Raw genomic sequence first — 20,152 nt, 5'->3', positions numbered from 1 at the left:
TATCAACGGTACACTCTCAATTCAGCAATAGACCACCACCACTCGGGAGTATCCGCAGTCAAAGCAATTTTGACATATCGTGCCTGGTGGGTCGTAAACATCACGGAGATTACAGGATCAGTTCCCAAAGCTTCGGAAACTAAATTCCATTGCTCTCCATCCGTTGAAGTGAAGACTTTATAACCTCGGGCATAGTCATTGGTGCTGCTACCTGAGTCCATAGTTAACCGGCTGAAATTCTGGATGCTTCCCAGATCAATCTGAATCCATTGGTCTGGTTGTTGTGCAGATGCAGAGGTCCAGCGTGAGTTCAGATCATCATCCAGCAGTGCGCTAACGTCTTCGGACGTAGAAGCCGTAACTGTCCAAGACGTCCGATCCAGTTCAGTAGGCAACAAATGATCCTGTTCCCCGGGTGTCCATGGCGTCTGATCAGCGGTATAAACTGCGATTTCAGCTACAGACCACCAGTGGGAATCCGTTCCGGTCTGAACTATTTTGATATAGCGAGCCTCATGGGGAGCAAAAGCAATAGAAAGCACGGCATTTTTCCCTTCACCAGCTACCACAGCTTTACCCCAATCCGTGCCATCCAGAGAGGTGTATACTTCGTAACCACGAGCATAATCGTCACTGCTGTGAGCACTATCCAGTACAATCCGATTCACAATCTGTGAGTCACCCAGATCGAGCTGAATCCACTCGCCGCCTGTTTGTGTCTGGCCAGAAGTCCAGCGTGTTTGATCCGTACCATCCAGTATCGCCGTTGCAGCCTCCTCATTGGAAGACGCTGTAACGGACCATGCATCTGGCAGGAGACGTTTTTGTTTTCCTGTTCCATAGTGCTGAACGAACAACTCAGAGATCGACCACCATTGGTCGGATTCACCCGTCTGCATGATTTTCACATAACGAGCCTGTTGCTCAGGGAAGGTGATGGAGAGACGTCCTGACGCTCCTTCGCCTCCAGCAATGGATGTTCCCCAGTTTTGCCCGTCATCGGAAACGAAAATGCGATATTGCCGTGGATAGTCATCCTTGGCGTTCCCAGAGTCCAACTCGACTGCATCAAAAGCACTTGTTTGCCCAAGATCAATCGTGATCCATTGTCCCTCCGCTTGCTTTCGCCCGTTCGTCCATAATGTCTCTTTTTTTCCATCCAGCATATGAGCCGTGATATCGGTTCCTTTTGTGGAGGAAGCGGTCACGATCCAGGTTGACCGATCGGGCAATGGAGCTGGAGCTGGATTTGGATGTTCAGGTGCTTGGACCAATTTACCAAATCGGGCGAGCTTAAGTTCCGAGATGGACCACCAACTGTCTGCGGGAGCAGTCAAAACAATTTTGATGTAACGCATAGTCTGCATCCCCAAATCAACGGACAAGCTCGGCGATGTTTCTGTTCCCTGTGCAATCGGCTTGCTCCAGTTCTCATTGTCTTTCGAAACGTAAACTTCATACCCGCGGGCATAATCACCCCAGTTATTGCCGGAGTTCATAAAGAGAGTATCCAACATCTGCTCACTGCCCAGATCAATATGGAGCCAGTCTCCAGGCTGTTGCGTTTGTCCAGATGACCAGCGGGTAGCCAAATCTCCATCAATCATGCGTTCCACTGCTTCCGAACTGGAAGAGGCGGTAATCGTCCATGTGCTACGATCCAGATAAGTGACGCCTTGCGAAGCATCCGGCTGCTTGACTACCGTATGCTCCAACGGATTGACCTTTACTTGAGCCTTCGCATAGACGGTAGCTGAACCCAAAGCTCCGCTGGCATTATAAAATCGAACTGTTTTGGCGGTATCGGACGGATTCCAGATTTGCGCTGTGTAGACGCCGTCCTTTTCGTAGACGGTTACTGCCGGAGAATCAGCCCAAATATCCATTGTACGTGTTCCCGTGGATGCCATACTGTGCATGAACCAGTATGCGTTAAAGACTTCGTTTTGCTGCATGTCTTTCGTATTCCACTTTGCAAGAGCAGCCTCCGGGTCCCCGATGGATTGGAAAGGCCAGATGATGTGTTGCCATGTGCGCTCTTGCTGACCACCCAGATCCTTGATCAGACCGTTGTAAAGTGCGGCGGTATTCTTCGGATCACGGCCATAATAGGTCATCCACTCCGCCGGCGGCAGCCAGTGAATGCCGTAAATATGCTCTGCATCATTGGAGAAGTATGTGCCATAGAGGTAGGCACTGCCGTATACATGCCCTACAGTAGCGTGTTTGTATCCTTCCAGCCAGTTGTCTCCATCATAGTTGAACCAATATTGCTCGGCTGCTTTTTCTTCGGTGACGAAGCCCCATATGCCTGTATCGCGATAGGCTTTATTGCCTGTGACCTCGCCCCACATATATTGCCCGACCCAGCTAAACAGAGCTTCGCCAGCCGCTTCCTGATTGTTTCCGCTGCGATTGTCGGCATAACCGCCTGCCCAGGAATGGCCTGAATAAGGATCAAAATTACGCATCCATGGGAATTGATTGTCTGTTCGCGAAGGATTGGCGTAATCTCGGATCAGCAACTCAACCATATCTCCATAATCCTCTACAAATGTCGGATCATACATAGCCAGTACCGCAGAGGCAAAGACGTAATAGCCATACGTAAAATGATGATCCGTCAGCCCGGTGTTGACGCCGAACCCGCTTCCGTAAGGGAAGATCGTTCCCCATTGCTCCGAGTAATAAAAATAATAGGAGTGCAGACGTTCATCCGGTGAGTAAGTGTACCAGTCTGTCAAAATGTTTCTTAACAGGGACAGGTAGTGGTCCCGACGTTCGTGATCCCCAAGCTGGTCGCTAATGAGCACACCCAGCGCAAGCGGATGAAGCTTTTTCCCCTGCCAGTAGGGATCTTCGCTCATTAAATTGCCTGACGTATCTGCATCAAGCTGATCCAGATAGCTGATTAATTGCGCGCGTGAGTATGTCGGATCATCCGGCTCCACGAATTGCGGAATAATGCCGTAGAAACGATCCTGTGTCGTAAAGCTGTTGCCTTCGCTTACTTTCATCATCCCGCGAATGGAAGGATAAGTGAGCTCCGTAAGTGGAGTTGTTGCAATTTTCCACTGGTGCGGGAACAAAGCCATTAATGTGCTGGTGGAAAAGTTGGCACGCTTCGTTTGTGTAACGGAGCTGAAGGTCGTTGTAACTTGGGAAGTGCTCTCGCTGTAGTTGTAATCAACCTTCGTATCCGTCACAAAAGCATAGGCATGCTGATAATAGTATGCTAATTCTGATGCAGACGGCAGGGTAGCCAGCGACAAATAATTTTCGTTTGATCCCAGCTTGATCTTAAGTGTATTGCCAAGCTTTATAAGTGTGGTACCCTCTGGTGCATAAAGGCCGTAGTTTCTTGTAAAGGTTTGGGGCGAAGGAGCCCTGTCTTGATTGGTGACTTCTATACCGATATGATCTCCAGTCCATGATTCCCCGTCCTTGAGCATAATCTCACGGTTTTGATCATCAAAAAGACGTGTGATGTTCGGTGAACGGAGCAGGATCGTGTCCGGGTTCTCGAACGTGTTGTACAGGAAAGGGGAGCCTTTGACAAAAGTTGTACTGACCTTCGCCGTGTCGTCATCACTCATGATGATGTTAGCGGAGTAATCCCCGTACCCTGCTACCTTGGTATTAACCTTAGCTGGGTTTATATTGCTTGTAGTCAGGATAAGGTCTGCTTCACCATCCGCATCCATCGAGTTGCCGTCAGCAGAAAGGTATCCCGCACCAGGATTCAAAACATGAAGCCCCTGCTTGGTGTATCGATTTTTGAACGGAAGTGTAACGAGACTATTTCCATCACCTAAATCCGAAACAAGAATTGACTGCCACCAGTCATTAGATGGAATCGGAGTAGTGATGTCAGTTGTGCGATTTTTCGGGTTTTTCGGTTGTAGCATCGTGATGTCATTAATGGCATAACTGCCGGCCCCAACCTGTACTGAGCTCATCTCCGGGATAGCCGGAATGGTGTAGACCGGTTGTTCATCACCTTGAATATACTCATATACATCAAAGGCATAGAGCGAATAGCCATTGGTTGTACCTCGGCCAAGTCCTGCGAACTTTACATATCTGGCTTCTGCATATACAGGAATGTCATCTCGTCCACCATTACTGTGTAACTCCCGAAACAACGTAGTCCATTGCTTTGCGTCATTGGATACCTGAATGTCATAAGCGCGTCCAAACGCATTTTCCCATTGTAGCGAAATTCCTCCGATTTCATGACGCTCGCCAAGGTCCACAACAATCCATTCCTGATCCTTGTAGATGGAAGACCAGCGTGTACCCGGGTCACCGTCTGTCACATTGCGCGCTTCGTAATTGCGCTTTTCCATCTTGGCCTTATCTTCGGCGGAGCGGCTAGGTTCGTCAATCTCTTCCGATGAAGCTATGACCGTTTTACCAAGGGCAAGGTTGGTAGCAACCGGTTTCGGAGGTGGATTTGCTCCGCCCGTTCCATACACATTGAACGCGTACAGAGATACACCGTAGGCTTGCTGTGCTCGTTCATGACTGAACAAACGTACGTATCGTGCATTGGCGGAAACCTCAACTTCCGTCATACCGCCTTGACCCTTCGTTGTGGAGTATACTTGCGTCCAGTTCACCTCGTCATCGGACACTTCAAGGTCGAAGGCGGAAGCATAAGCATTTTCCCACTCAATCGAGATGTTCGAGATGGAAGCCACTGCACCCAAGTCAACATAGATCCACTGAGGGTCTTGCTGCCAAACACTTTCCCACCGGGTATTTTTGTTGCCATCCACGGCATGATCGGCTGTATTTCCGCCAAGGGATGAGGAACTATACACCGGTCTGTTCAGGGATAAGAGATATGACCCTTCTGCTGCAGCGTTTGCTGCCTTGCTTGGCCATAGCGGCACACTGCTGATCAACAATAGCATAGATAACAGCAGGTTCACGCAGATACTGCGTTTGTTTCGTTTGTGACTCGTTCGTCCCTTCACATCTTCGTCTCCTTTGTTAGCTCTTGTCTTTCCATTAGACAGAACTTTCTCTTTTTCCTAACAACCTGTTATATGTATGATTCTGTTCTCCCGTGCCGCATTCCTGAGATCGATTTCAGGTTGCAATCATGGGATATGCGGATGTTCATTTGTTGTATATCGATCATTTGGAGTGGATTATAAAGTTTTTTTAATCGTTTTCGGAGAAAAAGAGACATATGTCCTACAGGAGGCAAGCGTGGTGTGTAACTATGAAATGCCGAATTAGGATTACGGTCGGATAGCAATATAATGTTTTCTTTTTACTTTTATCTAAGCGAGATACTATCCTTCCTCAGGCACCTCTGATCGAGGTAAGTTGTTACAGGCAAGTCAAAAAGCTCGCTATTCGCGAGCTTCATGAATTTCTATAGGGAAGATTGAACCCCCGATACATAAGTTATTGCTCTAGCATAGAAATGATTGCTTGTTGCACAAGCTCAGGTTGTTCAAGGTACACATAGTGTCCTGAGTTTGGCGCAGTGACATGAGTAGCCTGATTAGACAAGGATGCTAAATCTTGTTGCATTTCAGCCCATTTGATTTCCATTTCTGGTCCCATGCCATGTTCTGTTGCAGAAATTACGGTTAATGGTAAATTCCGCATTGCATCCTTGGCACGCAGTTTTTCGATATATTTAAAGCTCTTGGTTACTTCTGCATAATCCCCCTCCGCAGTAAACTGTGACTGGTACATCTCTATAAATTCGGGCGGCAAGGTTGCCAGAACAGCTTCCTCTTGCTTTTCGTGAGAGGCATCGATCAGCACAGCTCCTGCAACTTCATTGGTATAACGATCAGCAAATCCTCTCACATTTAATCTGCCAATGCTGTGTCCCACCAATACATATGGACCTGGAATATTAGCTTTTCGAAGTAGCTTATGTAACTCTTTAACTTGTTGTTTTGTTGTTTTATCTTTGGTAGTATCGTCACTAAGTCCGAGCCCAGCACGATCATAAGAAACCGTTAACGTTTTTTGGGATATCTCGGATTGGATACCAGACCAGACGGATGAATCGTCACCGTATCCGCTAATGAAAACAACGGTAGGGAGAGACGTTTTCACTCCTTGAATATTCGCATATAAGGCAACCCCTGTACTTACTTCATAGAGCCCGCTAGAGCCAACTTGATTCGTTTTCCCTTCTGCAAGTGGAGCTGCCATCAGAAAAACCAGACAAAAACTTAGAGTTAAAGATAGCCAACGTTTCATCATACATACCCTCCTAATATGGGAATAATTAAGATATTCATTCATATCAGAGTATATTTTTCTAAGGTAAAAATGTAAATAATTATGTTAATTATATAAATTTTAGTAAAATATTGTTTAATTTAAAATTGAGCCTTGGAGGGATATGATGAAGTATACTTACCTTGTTTTATTGTTAATAACGATGTGGCTTACTAGTGCATGTGAACAGTCTGATCGTAGCAAGGACAAAGGGGGACATGGAGATTCTGCTTCTCTGATAGGGAGGGGCACGACCAACAATCCAAGTTTATCTACTTTGGATACGGAGAAGGCTTATGAACTCTGTGCAGAGGTTTTATCTGGATATTACAAAGCCATATGGAACGGTCTGGAATTTGACGTTAGTAGATATATTGATAACCCGAACCTCAAACTATATACGGAAAAGAAGATCAGATCACAATATAATCTGTTTCGCAAGAACAATTTAACTTATAACCAAGTGAGAGAGGTCAAGATGGAAGCTGAAAAAGTGGATTATATTGAAGGAGAGCAGAGTTTTTATTATCTAAAAATGAATGCACGTATTATAAAGGATGTAGGTGAATATGCGGAGTCTACTGAATTCTTGGTACAAGATCTGAAAGGAAAGGTAGTTATTGTGGACTGGTATACATCTGGAAAGGATAGTTACGATTCTATTATGCGTGGGAAGAGTCAGGTGATTAATAATCCTGCCATCTGGGAGAATAGTGAACGGGTGGATAAATTGAAATAGTGGATCAGGTATTGTAGAGCCGTTATACTTGTTACTTACTACACTCTGGCTTCAAAGCCCGAAGTCTGTGTTAATGTCCTTCAGGCTGTTGGTAGAGTATCGACAAGTGTTAGTGTCTCCGAATGCAGGCTCTATTGTTTCATCTGCTTGGCCCTGCAGCATGTTGCACGGTCAGTGATTCGGCGTCAATGGTCACCGTAAGATCGAAAAAGCGGTCACTGTGCCCCTCTCTCCAGTCCTCCGGTACATCTTCGGAATAAAACCAGAAGCGAAGCAGTCGCCGCTCAGGGTTTTGCAGGAGTTCAACAGCGCAGTCAATTGAGCATATGGACAGATCAAGGATAAGCGGCGGTGACCATCGCTGCACTGCTTCAGTCCATTCTGATACTAGTTGCTTAGCAACTTCTACAGCAAGGAGTAAATGAAGTGCATACTCCGAACCAGTCAGTTTTTCCGCAATGGTCTCCTGGTGCTTGACGTTCGTAGCTTCCAGAAGTGCTGGAACATCCTTGCGGTCGATATTAAAGATGCTACTTGGAAATTGCAAATTCGAATGTATTCCATGATATGACTCCGTCATCGTTGTTCACCTCTTCTTGATGGATTGAGGAGGTACCCCTCAATAAGTTTAGCAGGTCTAAATCCTATTTTAGCACGTTTAATAGATAACAAAATTAGGGGCGATTTTTATTATTTAAATGAAGTCTATAGAATGAATTTGATAGATCACGACGTGTACCCCAACCAATATAGTGCCTAAAAAGCCGATGAATAAATACGGGCACCCACCGCATTCCCCTCATAACTGATATCTGAAGAATGTTCATCAAGTTTAGGAAACATATTTAAGTTTTACACGCCTTTTATATGTTAGATATATTAACATTTGTTTATGATTTAATAAGTTTTTCTCGGGTTATAGCCCTTTTTTGTTACTTTTGTTAACAAGAAAATATTGTTTTAAATAGATTTATATGTTATCTTTTATACGTGTCATATAATATTACATAATGTTGCATAACCTAGGGGGGACGTGATGTTTATTAACCGAACGATTAGGAAAATTGGTGTTTCAGTAGGGATTGTGGGTATGTTTACATTTGCTCTACCTTCAGTGGGATTTAGTATGCCGTTGCAACCAACAACATTTGATAAGGTAGAAGGTGATTATTATGTAACGTCTGCGATTGAAAACGTTCGCTGGGGATCACTGCCTAATCGAGATAGCTCTCCGATTCTCACAGTACCATCAGGAAGTGCTGTAACATTTGATACGGTATCGCATGAGGGACTGATTGAAGATCAGGGGAGAAATCCAGTGGAGTACTTCGGCAAATTCGGTATCTCCCCCGATGGCGTGTTGGATGATGCTAAGGCAATTGCGGCTTCTCCAATTAAGCATGATTATGTAAAAGACGGACCTCATATCATCACTGGGCCAGTAGCCGTTGAGGGAGCAATGCCAGGAGATGTTCTTAAAGTAGAAGTCCTTTCGTTGCAAACTCGAGTTCCCTATGGTGTCATTTCTAATCGTCATGGTAAAGGTGCCCTTCCTGACGAGTTTCCAGAAAATACAGGCCCACAAGAGGGGGCTAGCGCAACAAAACCTGAACTATATAATAATGTATCTATATTTACACCTATTGAAGAGATCAACGGTAATTGGTATGGTTTGTTACCAACAAAAGCTGGGAAAAATGTACGTTTCCCCATTAACCCGTTTCTAGGTGTTATGGGGGTTGCACCGAATACCAGCGAAGTAGTGAGTTCGATCCCGCCTATTGAAACGGGAGGGAATATGGATATTAATGAGTTAGGTGTCGGTGCAACTATTTATTATCCGATTCAAGTCAAAGGCGGTTTATTTTATACTGGAGATCCACACTTTGCTCAAGGAGATGGGGAAGTAGCGTTAACTGCATTGGAAGCTTCCTTAAGGGGGACAGTTCGGTTAACGGTGTTAAAGAAAGGTGATCCATCGATCCCGCATCGTGGAGAATTCACGCAACCCTTTGCTGAAACAGAGGATTATTGGATTCCCATTGGACTTGATCCTGATTTGGATGAAGCAATGAAAGAATCAGTACGTGAATCGATTCAATTCTTATCCGATAAGCTTGATATGGATAGAAGTGTAGCTTATGCGTACCTATCGGCGGCAACGGATTATGAAGTATCCCAGGTCGTAGACCGAACGAAAGGGGTTCATGGGCTCATTCGAAAGAGCGATTTCCTTGAATATGTTGACGTTGCAATGAATGTAGGGGGTACGACCATCAAACCGGTTGTTCATAACGATGAATTTTACGTACCGATTCGAACCATTTCGGAGCTATTAGGTGGCGCAGTTGAATGGGATAATAAGACGCGTACAACGAAAATTAAATTAGGCACGAAAGATATAAGTGCCCAAATTGGTTCGGATGTGTATTCAATTAACGATAAACTAGTGTTCAATAGTAAAGTGCCAAAGCTTTTAAATGGCGAAACCGTAGTTCCGGTTTCTGTTATCAATGAAATACTAGGTGCTTATGTAAACTGGACGACGATCGACAAGACGTTAACAGCAAACGTATCGTTAAGTAAAAAGCAATAATCGATTTCATTGTTCAATCGTGGTGGACGGATGTCCATCGCGTTTTTTCTTTTAACGTGAATCAAAAAAAGGGACTAACTGGGAGTTTGTTAACTCTCAGATTAGTCCAGAAAGCCTTTTCTAAGAATATCATCAAAATATTTATTCTTCCCATAACCCGCTTGCGATTGCAATCGAAGATATGTCTACATCAATTCAGACATTCCGACCTAGACCACTGAATCTTATACACTAAGTCCACCGTCCACAGGCAAAACGACTCCAGTAATAAAAGATGAATAATCACTAAGCAACCAAGCGGCTGCATTAGCAATCTCAATAGGTTCAGCAGGACGCCTCAGAGGTGTCTTCGCACGAATCTGTTCAATGATATCGGGGTTGATAGAAACCCACTGCTGAATCATATCCGTCATTGTGGTCCCCGGAGCAATTGCATTGACACGGATACCCGCTGGACCATATTCGACTGCAGCTGTTTGAGTCAGACTGTTTACCGCTCGTTTAGATGCCCCGTAAGCTCCCAAGCCCGGATTTCCCTTCAGACTACCCACGCTGCTGGTGTTAACAATAGAACCTGACCCTGAAGTCTCCATCATAATTTTAATCTGGGCTTTCATGCACATCCAGACTGCTTTATAATTTACGGACTGGATCAGGTCGAAGTCTTCTTCTCTTTCATCCACCAGCGATGATACCGTGACTCCAATACCTGCGTTATTAAAAGCGGCATCAAGACGGCCATATCGTTCCACTGTAGCTTTAACAACTTGTTCAACATTGCGTGAATCGGACAGATCGGCTGTGAAATATGCAGCATCTCCACCCGATGTCACAATTTCATCCCTGACTTTACGCAACTCAGACTCTGTCCTCGCGACGAGCATCACAGAAGCCCCTTGCTGTACAAACAGTCTTGCTGCCTCAGCTCCAATGCCTCGCCCCGCACCTGTAATCATTACTACCTTGTTTGCCAACATTTGTCCTGCAATGGTTGTCATATTCATTCTCCTTGCCTGGAATTGTTGATCTCATCAACTGCCTTCAGTATAATTTGACTACTAAACGGTCACGAGAACCTGCTTAATGGTAGGTTTGTGAGTGATAGGATAAGGGGGAGGTTTACTTGAACGACAGTGAGCGCCGTTTAGCGCTAGGTAATTTCTTAAGAGATTTACGCGCCTCCGTTTCTCCCCTTGATGTTGGCCTTTTGCCTGGCAATCGTCGTCGCACACGAGGCTTGCGGCGAGAGGAGGTCGCCGGGATCGCGAATATAGGGCTCTCATGGTACACGCGCCTTGAACAAGGTCGTGATATTCGTCCGTCGGTAGGTGTACTGGAAAGCTTGGCTTCAGCACTCCAGCTGACACCCAATGAGCGAAGACATCTCTTTTTGCTTGCTGGAGAATCACTGCCTCCTCAATCAACGATCATTGAAGAGAAACTGAGCCCATCCATTCAGGACATGCTGAATGAATTGCATCCTAATCCGGCCTATGTCATCGGGAAAAAGTGGGATTTTTTAGCTTGGAATGAAGCGGCAGCTGCTGTATTTATGATTCATAGGGTGTCACCCCCGCATGATTATAATTTGATGTGGCGCCAATTTACGGATTCTATTTGGAAAGAAGGATCGGAGGATTGGGAGAGTGTCTCACGAAGAATGATTGCTGAGTTCAGAACGGCAAGAGCACGGTATCTGAATGATGATTCATTCGACAAGTTAATTGAAGATCTGAAGAGGACAAGCGATGATTTTACAAGAATGTGGCAGTATCATGAAGTGCCAGGCTCCCTTGACGGCTACAAGAAGCTTTTGCACCCCACGTTTGGAGTTATTGAATTCGAGCATGTCACCCTTCAATTTCCCAATGAACCAGATCATCGAATGATGATTTATATGCCTCATCCGGCAACCAAATCTCGTTTAAAGCATTACTTCACGGGCGCGAGTGGGCCACCGTAAAAGTTGAAAATCACTAGCCATCCCGTGCAACGATGCTTTTACCACTCCTGTATTCCCGGCTCGCGCTCAGGAACGGAAAATACACCGCCCCAGACATCGGCCTGCAAGGCGGTGTATTTGTCATTGAGAAACTGTAGACTTGTCCTCCGAACTACTCTTCCCCCGTCGCTACTGTATTTCCCTCATAACTAATCCAGTCGCTCCAGCTCCCGGAATACAGCTTCACATTCGAGAATCCCGCTTCCTCCAGCGCAATCACGTTCGGGCAGGCGGATACGCCAGAGCCGCAGTACACGATAATGGCATCATCTTTCCCCAGCTTCACGAACCGCTCCTCTAATGCCTCAACACCAGACCAGCGACCATCCGTACCAAGCACTTCTTTCCAAAAATAATTCACTGCCCCCGGAATATGTCCGGCCTTCGCATCGATCGGTTCCTCCAGCCCTGCATAACGGCGGGCATCACGGGAGTCAACCAGCACGGCGCTACCGCTTGCCGAAGCTTGTTGCGCATCCGTAACGCTTGCGAGCATCTGTGGTTGCAGGTTCACGTCAAACGAAGATGGAATCTGTACCGGGATGTCCGTTGTCACCGGGAACTTGGCATTCTGCCAAGCCGAGAAACCTTCGTCCATGACATAAACTTGTTCATGTCCCAAGTAACGAAGCAGCCACCATAAACGTGATGCGTTCATGCCGCCTTGATCATCATAGGCAATGATGCGACTATTGGAGCCGATGCCTGCTTTAGCGAGGCGGCTTGCGAGTGCAGCCGGATCAGGGAGTGGATGGCGTCCGCCGTGCTCAGTGACCGGAGCGGAAAGGTCCTTTTCCAGATCAAGATAGACAGCCCCCGGAATATGTCCGGCTTCATAAGCTTCACGTCCGGCATCGGGTTGACCGAGCAGGAAACGGCAATCTACGATAGCAACATCGGATTCGTACATTCTGGCGAGCAGCCAGCGCATGGATACTATATTTTTCATAACAACACACCGCCTTCATATGTAATGAATTTTTTTACACCGTCTTCGGTTCAACAGGAACTGGAGCGGCGATGGGCGCATCAGCTGGAATGGCCTGGGGTTTGGTTTTGCCGTACCGAATGAAGATCCACACCCCGAACAGGATCACGACACCTGCCGACATTTGAAGTGTACTCAATGCTTCGCCCAGCAGTACCCAGGCCAGCAAGGAGGAGAATACAGGCTCTCCGAGAACGCCCATAGATACCGTGGTCGCGTTCATATATTGCAACAACCAGTTGAAGAGGTAATGTCCAAAGATGGTAGGCACGATAGCCAGTAACAGGAAGATTCCCCACTCCGAAGCCGCGTAACCGCCGAACGGATGCCCCATGAACAGATTGTACACCGCGAACGTACAGGCAGCGACAAGAAACACCCAGAAATTATACGAGAATGCACTGAGACCTGTTCGCAAAAATTGTCCCAGCAACATATGCACAGCCACTGCCATCGTGCCAAGTAATGATAAAATATCTCCCTGTAGCGCGGTCCCTGCCACCTGAAAATCTCCTGCACCGATAATGATCGACCCCAACAGCGCGATACCCATGCCAATGAGCATCATGCGGTTGATTTTGGCTTTGAACAGCCACACCGATCCGGCCAGAATCAGAATCGGCTCGAGAGCAAGGATGACGGTGGAACTGGCGACACTGGTTAATCTCAGTGATCCCATCCAGAGCAGGAAGTGTAGCGCAAGCATCACACCGGAAGCGAGTAACAAAACCCACTGACGAACATTCAGACGAAGCATCTCATGCCTGTGTGGCCAAACGAAAGGCAGCATGAGCACATTAGTTAAAAACAGGCGATACATGGCAATGACCGCAACATCTGAGTCAGACCAGCGTACAAAAATAGAAGAGAAAGAAATGGCAATAATGCCGACAAAAAATAACAAATAGATGGATCTGCCGGCACGGTTCATGCTTGTCATAGGTGTAGCTCCTTCTTGTAAATAGATAACCTAAATCACCTCATTATACAGGAGAAGGTCAGTGCAGGGAAGACATCAGCAGGTAAAGATACTTCACCACGCAGCAGATATCTTGATATATATAAATGTTGTATGGACGCTGAAAAAATTGGAAGCAGCATCTCGGCCATGAAACACGTTTTACTTTTAACAACGAATAAATTCAGTTGCACATCCGTGGTTAGAGAAACATGGAAAAGAGATAAGTAGATTGTAACCGAGCTTGTAACTATTCTGTCATTCACAGCGACGGTTTTTCTATTAATCTTCTATATAGAGACGTGAATCGATATAATATTCCATTCATCGGGAAAAAAAGACAGTTGGGAAGTGGCTAGGTCGTGAGAGTACAACAAGAAACAACGCGAGACTATGGAAATGCGATTCGCAGTGTCAGTCGAAAACAAACTCATAAAAAAAGGAAAATCCGCTACGGCAGATTGAGCGTGGCGATCATGCTCTTGCTTGTGTTTGTTGCGGGCTTGACATATGTGTTTATCGGTATGACCCATTGGATGAAAACGGTAATGGCACCACCGCCAATTGCTGTTATTGAGCAACCCGCAAAGCTGGGGATGATTCAGGTTACACCGGAGTCGAAAGAGGAGCCGGCACGATTTATGGGTCAGGTTCGAAAAGTGGTGTACATAACATTTGACGATGGACCAAGTCAATATACAGATCAATTGCTGGATATTTTAAAGCAACATGAAGCGAAAGCGACGTTTTTCATGATTGGACGGCAGTTAAATGAGCATCCGGATGCGGTGAAACGTTTGCTGAAGGAAGGTAGTTATCCTGGTTTACACAGCATGACACATAACTATAAGAAACTCTATAAGAGCGGAAGTTCGGCGAACTTTGTGAATGAGTTCAAAAAGGAACAGAAAATGGTCGAGAAACTGATCGGATACACACCGCATCTCATCCGTGCTCCTTACGGTAGCAGTCCGCAGATTGGTGAAGCATTCAGGGGAGACATTGCAGCGGCAGGTTTCAAAATGTGGGACTGGACGACAGATTCCCTGGATTGGAATCTTCCCGGTCAGCCGGATAAAATTGTAGCCCGAGTGAGCAATAGTGTGCACAGGGATAAGGAAGTTATTTTGATGCATGAACGGGAACAGACTGTGCAGGCGCTGCCGCGCATTATGAAGCTGCTGGAAGATCGGGGCTACGAATTTGAAGTGTATGATCCGAGCGCACACTGGGTTGCCAATTTTAGCGGGGATACACGTCTGTAGACGTTATGGCAAGAGAGGGAGAACACATGTTAATTACGAGCAAAAAAATTACGCTAGCAGCATGCAGTCTATTGCTGATGCTTTTACTTAGCGGGTGTGGAGAGCCGCAGGAGCCTGCGGCCAATCAGGTGAATCGTTTGGTGCAGAGCGGTCAGGAGATCGACAAAAGTCTGAAGGATTTGACACGGTATGAAGCAGAGGATATGGAACTATACAAGAGTATTTTGAGCAATGGAAAGAAAAAGAACAGCAATATCGAAGCGCTGCTGGATCAAGCAGAGGCTGATATTCAGCAACGTCGAGCGTTGCTTGAACAGACGGGGAAGGTTATGCAGGAGACAGGAGAGAAGATTGAAGCACTACGCGGTTCTCTCAAGGAGCTTACCATTGAGAAGGAAGAGACGCTTGCTCACGCAGGTAAAGTGCTGGATCAATATGAGGCAAGAGCCAAAACCTATGAGCTATTTGTAGTTTCATATGAACATAGCCTGAATGCTGAAGAACAACTGTACGGGCTTATGCGAGCAAGTGCTAAGCCGAATCTTGTTAAAATTAAACGTGCCATCCGCACACGTAATGAAGAATACGCCAAGCTTGCGGAAGTACGTAAACAATTCAACTTGCAGACGCAAGCTTTCAACGCGGCGCATGCGCAATTGGTTAAGCTTGATCAGGCGGGCTAGGCTGGAGAGTTGGCCTTTGAATACCGTTTATGCGTGATTGAGCTGTCTGATTCCCGTGTAAGTAAATATTATACGAAGCTATATAAATGGAACAAACAGTCTTTGCACAAAACAGCGATTGCAAGATCCCGCCGCTATCCGGAGTGATCGTGTGAAGCATCGTTGGTTCAATGGATGTAGCAACATGGACAAGCAGCATTGCGTTTAAGCTAACGGAGGTGTTCATATGCGAAAAAGGAATAGGGTAAAGGTCAGCACTACATTAGTGGTTCTACTTATGGGATTCTCACTCGTGGCTTGTGGGAGCAGTGCACCTGCACTTCAACCATCTGTGAACAATACAAAGGAAACGTCACCAGCGCCGGAACAGAAGCCGGAGGAAAGTGATGTCATTGAAGCAGAGGGCATTCTGACGGGTTGGGCTGACCCACACACGGTTGAGATTCGTGTAAAGGATAAAGCGATGTCTTTCCAGGTGGGGGAGGATATGCAGAAATTACTGGACGATATCGATGATGAGGATTCGGTTCGTTTCAAATATGTAGAAAAAGCAGTGGATGCATCAACCAAACAACTGGTACTCACCGGGATTACCAAAATTGCATCTGAGGATGGCGATAAAACGGGTACTGGGGCAGGAAATATCGTTACATCTGATCGCGCCAAAACGTCAGAACTGGAAGTGACGGTGGAAGGGATCACGGAGAAGCGGCCAGTAACTCTGGCACAGACCAAAGGGTATTCGCTATATATCTTTGAGCCGATGGCTTTTGATGCAAAAGACCATGAGTTAACGATGAAGATTGATCCTAGATACAAGGTAGAGATCGAAAAGTTGCCTTCGGACTTTAATCTGGATTATTTGAAGATGGACGCGAAGGAAGAGTTGTCCGAGGTGGGGGAAGTCAAAGAATTAACTCCTGAACAGCTTAGTAATGGGCCGATGAAAGATGCAAGACTGTTTATGATGTCTCAGAATGGGAAGAAAACGCAATATTTCATCGTCAAGGAACTGGACGGGAATGGATTCATTTTCCACATTGATGCGCCGGTTGGTGAACCTTCCGAAGGTTTCCTGCCTATGGTGTATGCATCAGTGAACTCGATTATGAATGAATAAAGCGATAACCGTGGGCAGCGTGTCTCCTGAAAAGAGGGGATACGCTGTTTTGTTGAGCCGGAAGGAACAAGAGCAAGCACACGTTCCTCCCGGCTGTTTGCCTTGTTCATGATGTTGCTGTTGGTCAACGGAGATGGTCGATCCACAGGCTGAACTCAAGTTCAGGTAAGTACCTTCGGTACCTTATGCTCTTGAAGCTCTTCATAACAGGTGATAATGTGCTGGTGAAGGACATGTTCTTCGGGAATGTCCATGCGTTCGCGGATAAAAGGAGAGAGTCCATCTTCATGAATAAAATGTTGCAGCTTCATGGCTTCCTCATCGCGTTTGTCATCAAACAGCATTGCGGCCGCCATCGCAGAGGTTAAGTGAGGAATAGCGATTCCGAATTCACTGGCCTGCATCGCTGGGCGAACAAGCCGATCATGAGGTGAAAGCTTGCGAAGTGGAGAACGTGCAACCCGGGTCACTTGGTCGGTGAGATTGGGGTTAGCGAACCGTCCCAATATAGTATCGATATATTTTTGGTGTGTTTCCGCGTTGAAACCGTGTTTACGGATCAGCATGGCTCCCGTCTCTTCCATGACATGACGCACCTTGGCGCGAAGGGCCGTATTGCTCATGACCTGCCGGATGGTCTTCAAGCCTGCGAGATAACCGAAGTATGCGGCGACACAATGACCCGTGTTGACCGTAAACATTTTGCGCTCAATATAAGGTTCCAGTGAATCAACATAGTGAACGCCTTCGATTTCTTTAAACCCATCCAGCAGGGCCGGGCGGTGAACAACCCATTCATAAAAAGGTTCAACCGTGACCTGCAGCGGGTCTTCGTGGTTCTGAGCCGGAACAATCCGGTCCACAGCTGCATTGGGGAATGAAATATAACGTTCGGCTTTGGCCCGGGTGGGCTCATCCAGAAAAGGATAGATACGCTTTTTCAGCCGGGTGCTACCGCCGATCGCATTTTCACAAGCGATAATGTGCAGAGGATTGTAATTATTAGCTTTCATGCGCAGATAGATGCCTTTTGCAATCGGTTCGGCGATATCCCCGAGGGCAGATACACCTACCGCTGTCGTAATGAGATCAGCGGATGCAATCTCTTCCGCGACACGATGTTGCTCGTTTACGTTAATCGCGGTTACGTTATTCACAATGGTTGTGTCCTGTTCGTTATTGGCAAGGGTGATCGGATACTCTTGCCTCTTCTGAAGCAATGATATTTTCTTTGGGTTACGTGCGACAAAGCAGACCTCATAGTCGGAAGCGGACAACATATGACCAATAAACCCACGGCCTATATTGCCCGCACCAAAATGTACAGCTTTCATGTGTGAACTCCCCCTTTAAGATTGGATGACGAAATTCGTGCAGACCTTAGGCGGTGGTGACGAGTGGCTTCGAGATCAAATCGTTAAATGGCAGGTCGGTCAGGCAGGATAGTCGCTGGTGAGGCATATCGAATGCCAACGTTCCGGTGATGGTATTCGAGATGACAACGCAATGCATACCAGCAGAAGATGCTGCACGCGCGCCGTTAGGTGAATCCTCAATGGCTACGGCCTCGTCTGCAGTTACTCCAAGGGCTTCGAGTGCTTGATTGTACAGTTCCGGATCAGGCTTTACATTGGCAACATCATCTGCCGTGCGGATCACTTCGAAATAGTCTTTTAATTTCAGTTGCTCCAGGTGTTGCTCTACCCATTCACGTTTGGAGCTGGAAGCTACAGCGAGCTTTATACCGGCTTTGCTTGCTTGTTCCAAATATTCCTGTATACCTGGGCGAACCTTTTCTTTGTTCATCAATGCAGCATGCTGCAATTGGACCGATTCCCTGAACGCATCCCGATCAATCGGAAGGTTCAAATCTGTGATGAGGTACTCATACGGATTGAAGGTTTTGAGACTGGTACCAATGCACTTGGAATACATCTCCAGTGTTAGATCAACACCATGTTCTTTGTACGCATCCCGAAATGCGATATACCAAGCTGTCTCTGTGTCAATAATCGTTCCGTCGAAGTCAAAAATCAGTGCCTTAATCATCAATTTGTTCCTCCTGTTTTCAGAATTTGTTTTTGGGTTGGAAAATGAAACACTAACTTTCGTGAATTCTCTGCAAATTAATTCCCGTACATTCATTAACTCGCGGAATGTTAGTTAACGCAAAAAGCGGGATAGGGATATTAATTTGGGAAAAAATATGCGTTGAATCTAATAAAACCGTACCACAGGACAAAGAATAGGGTCAAGTGTGTCATGAATGTTTACATTGAAAATTTTCACATGTGTGACTTACTTTCAGAAAATGTGAAACCTTGCAAACCGTTAAGCCCTTTGCATGTAAGCGGTGTAATGGATGAACGGTTTTTTCAACACGAAAAAAATAAAAAAAATTGTTGAAAATGAATCGTATTGGGCCATTCAACAGCTTTCGACACGTTTATAATAGAAGAAATGAATCGGCAACTTTAGTTTAATTTGCTTTACGCCAGATCAGCGCATGTGGGACAATAAGGCCACGAGTTGCCTGTTGGATAAGTGATGTGAAGGAGGAAGAGAACATGCTGCAAAGAGATCGTTTTGAGGGCGGTTTGATCGGGCTCGCAGTAGGAGATGCGCTAGGAACAACTGTTGAATTCAGTAGTCCGGGTACTTTTGAACCTGTCACAGATATGATAGGCGGCGGAGTGTTTGGATTAAAAGCTGGAGAATGGACGGACGATACCTCTATGGCTCTGTGTCTGGCGGAAAGTCTGGTGCGTCAGGAAAATTTCGATCCCGCTGATCAGATGCGCCGCTATACGAATTGGTATAAGATCGGTTATATGAGCAGTACCGGAGATTGTTTTGATATTGGTGGAGCTACGCGAAGCGCGCTGGAACGATTTGCTCGAACCGGTGAAGCCTATAGTGGATCAACTGACCCCATGACTGCCGGGAATGGCTCCATCATGAGGCTTGCTCCAGTTGCCATGGCTTATGCGCTTCAACCGTCGGAGGCGGTTCGTTACGCAGGGCTGAGTTCGCGGACAACACATGCAGCGACGGAAAGTGTAGAGGCCTGCGAAGTGCTGGCAGCCATTCTTGTGGCGGGATTCCATGGAGCAGACAAGGCCGCAATGTTATCTCCAGAGACGATGAAGCGCTGGCGGACGGAGAAAGGGAGTTCTTTTTCGCCTGCCATCGAAGAAGTGGTTATGGGGTCATACGAGCGTAAAGAACCGCCCGAAATCCAAGGCAGTGGGTATGTGGTTCGTTCTCTGGAAGCAGCGCTTTGGGCGTTCAACAAGTCATCCAGTTTTTCGGATGGGGTGTTGCTTGCCGTTAATCTGGGAGATGATGCAGATACAACCGGCGCTGTCTATGGACAGATTGCGGGTGCGTATTACGGGCGAAGCGGGATTCCATCCCATTGGCAGGACAAGCTGGCAATGAGAGATACGTTTGCTCAATTAAATGAGGCTTTATGGTTAAAAGCATCGGGCAATGCCGCGCAGAGAAAATCATAGAACATGGAGAGAAAGAGCTTAGCGTAAA

At 46.4% G+C, this 20,152-nt stretch carries 15 protein-coding genes; 7 read left to right on the top strand and 8 right to left on the bottom strand.

The window, feature by feature from the left end:
- Window positions 1–2 precede the first annotated feature (2 nt).
- On the bottom strand, window positions 3–4,982 hold the full coding sequence (locus tag ACT89M_RS20720) for a discoidin domain-containing protein (protein ID WP_308722853.1): 4,980 nt from the start codon (window positions 4,980–4,982) through the stop codon (window positions 3–5).
- A gap of 439 nt (window positions 4,983–5,421) precedes the next feature.
- A complete protein-coding gene (locus ACT89M_RS20715) occupies window positions 5,422–6,240 on the bottom strand; it encodes an alpha/beta fold hydrolase (RefSeq protein WP_308722852.1) in 819 nt (272 codons plus the stop codon).
- A gap of 142 nt (window positions 6,241–6,382) precedes the next feature.
- Between ACT89M_RS20715 and ACT89M_RS20710 the strand changes: the two genes are divergently transcribed.
- Window positions 6,383–6,997 carry a hypothetical protein gene (locus tag ACT89M_RS20710; protein ID WP_308722851.1) on the top strand — a complete coding sequence of 205 codons (615 nt, stop codon included), beginning with the start codon at window positions 6,383–6,385 and terminating at the stop codon, window positions 6,995–6,997.
- A gap of 139 nt (window positions 6,998–7,136) precedes the next feature.
- Here ACT89M_RS20710 and ACT89M_RS20705 read toward each other — a convergent pair whose 3' ends face one another.
- The gene (locus ACT89M_RS20705) at window positions 7,137–7,577 is read right to left on the bottom strand and encodes a hypothetical protein (protein WP_251505905.1); all 441 of its coding nucleotides are present in this window, start codon (window positions 7,575–7,577) and stop codon (window positions 7,137–7,139) included.
- Between the two features lie 456 nt (window positions 7,578–8,033).
- On the opposite strand from ACT89M_RS20705, the gene ACT89M_RS20700 reads away from it, so the two are divergent.
- Window positions 8,034–9,593, top strand: a complete 1,560-nt coding sequence (locus ACT89M_RS20700; RefSeq protein ID WP_154887901.1) for an acetamidase/formamidase family protein — start codon at window positions 8,034–8,036, stop codon at window positions 9,591–9,593.
- Between the two features lie 224 nt (window positions 9,594–9,817).
- Here the strand turns inward: ACT89M_RS20700 and ACT89M_RS20695 are convergent, their stop codons facing one another.
- The gene (locus ACT89M_RS20695; RefSeq protein ID WP_341181151.1) at window positions 9,818–10,597 is read right to left on the bottom strand and encodes an SDR family NAD(P)-dependent oxidoreductase; all 780 of its coding nucleotides are present in this window, start codon (window positions 10,595–10,597) and stop codon (window positions 9,818–9,820) included.
- A 119-nt stretch (window positions 10,598–10,716) separates the two neighbouring features.
- On the opposite strand from ACT89M_RS20695, the gene ACT89M_RS20690 reads away from it, so the two are divergent.
- On the top strand, window positions 10,717–11,556 hold the full coding sequence (locus ACT89M_RS20690) for a helix-turn-helix transcriptional regulator (protein ID WP_154887905.1): 840 nt from the start codon (window positions 10,717–10,719) through the stop codon (window positions 11,554–11,556).
- Window positions 11,557–11,707: 151 nt separating this feature from the next.
- On the opposite strand, the gene ACT89M_RS20685 is transcribed toward ACT89M_RS20690, so the two are convergent.
- Window positions 11,708–12,544: a sulfurtransferase gene (locus tag ACT89M_RS20685; RefSeq protein ID WP_154887907.1), complete on the bottom strand. Its 837-nt coding sequence runs from the start codon at window positions 12,542–12,544 to the stop codon at window positions 11,708–11,710.
- 34 nt (window positions 12,545–12,578) lie between these two features.
- Window positions 12,579–13,523 (bottom strand): DMT family transporter, encoded by a 945-nt coding sequence (locus ACT89M_RS20680; protein WP_308722850.1) that lies wholly within the window; start codon window positions 13,521–13,523, stop codon window positions 12,579–12,581.
- A 380-nt stretch (window positions 13,524–13,903) separates the two neighbouring features.
- Here ACT89M_RS20680 and ACT89M_RS20675 point away from each other — a divergent pair, with 380 nt between their 5' ends.
- The 3 genes from ACT89M_RS20675 to ACT89M_RS20665 all read left to right on the top strand — a co-directional run bounded on the left by ACT89M_RS20675 (window position 13,904) and on the right by ACT89M_RS20665 (window position 16,609).
- The gene (locus ACT89M_RS20675) at window positions 13,904–14,806 is read left to right on the top strand and encodes a polysaccharide deacetylase family protein (RefSeq protein WP_244159166.1); all 903 of its coding nucleotides are present in this window, start codon (window positions 13,904–13,906) and stop codon (window positions 14,804–14,806) included.
- A gap of 26 nt (window positions 14,807–14,832) precedes the next feature.
- A complete protein-coding gene (locus ACT89M_RS20670; protein ID WP_308722849.1) occupies window positions 14,833–15,489 on the top strand; it encodes a YkyA family protein in 657 nt (218 codons plus the stop codon).
- A gap of 226 nt (window positions 15,490–15,715) precedes the next feature.
- On the top strand, window positions 15,716–16,609 hold the full coding sequence (locus ACT89M_RS20665) for a hypothetical protein (RefSeq protein WP_253492362.1): 894 nt from the start codon (window positions 15,716–15,718) through the stop codon (window positions 16,607–16,609).
- Window positions 16,610–16,770: 161 nt separating this feature from the next.
- On the opposite strand, the gene ACT89M_RS20660 is transcribed toward ACT89M_RS20665, so the two are convergent.
- Both ACT89M_RS20660 and ACT89M_RS20655 read right to left on the bottom strand, forming a co-directional pair.
- On the bottom strand, window positions 16,771–17,943 hold the full coding sequence (locus ACT89M_RS20660) for a mannitol-1-phosphate 5-dehydrogenase (protein ID WP_308722848.1): 1,173 nt from the start codon (window positions 17,941–17,943) through the stop codon (window positions 16,771–16,773).
- Window positions 17,944–17,989: 46 nt separating this feature from the next.
- The gene (locus tag ACT89M_RS20655) at window positions 17,990–18,658 is read right to left on the bottom strand and encodes an HAD family hydrolase (protein WP_221789837.1); all 669 of its coding nucleotides are present in this window, start codon (window positions 18,656–18,658) and stop codon (window positions 17,990–17,992) included.
- A 518-nt stretch (window positions 18,659–19,176) separates the two neighbouring features.
- Here ACT89M_RS20655 and ACT89M_RS20650 point away from each other — a divergent pair.
- A complete protein-coding gene (locus ACT89M_RS20650) occupies window positions 19,177–20,124 on the top strand; it encodes an ADP-ribosylglycohydrolase family protein (protein WP_253492367.1) in 948 nt (315 codons plus the stop codon).
- Window positions 20,125–20,152 lie beyond the last annotated feature (28 nt).

This window comes from Paenibacillus sp. NN59 (assembly GCF_057597225.1).
Note: the sequence above shows the minus strand (reverse complement) of the source record. Positions and strands in the feature narration are given on the sequence as shown.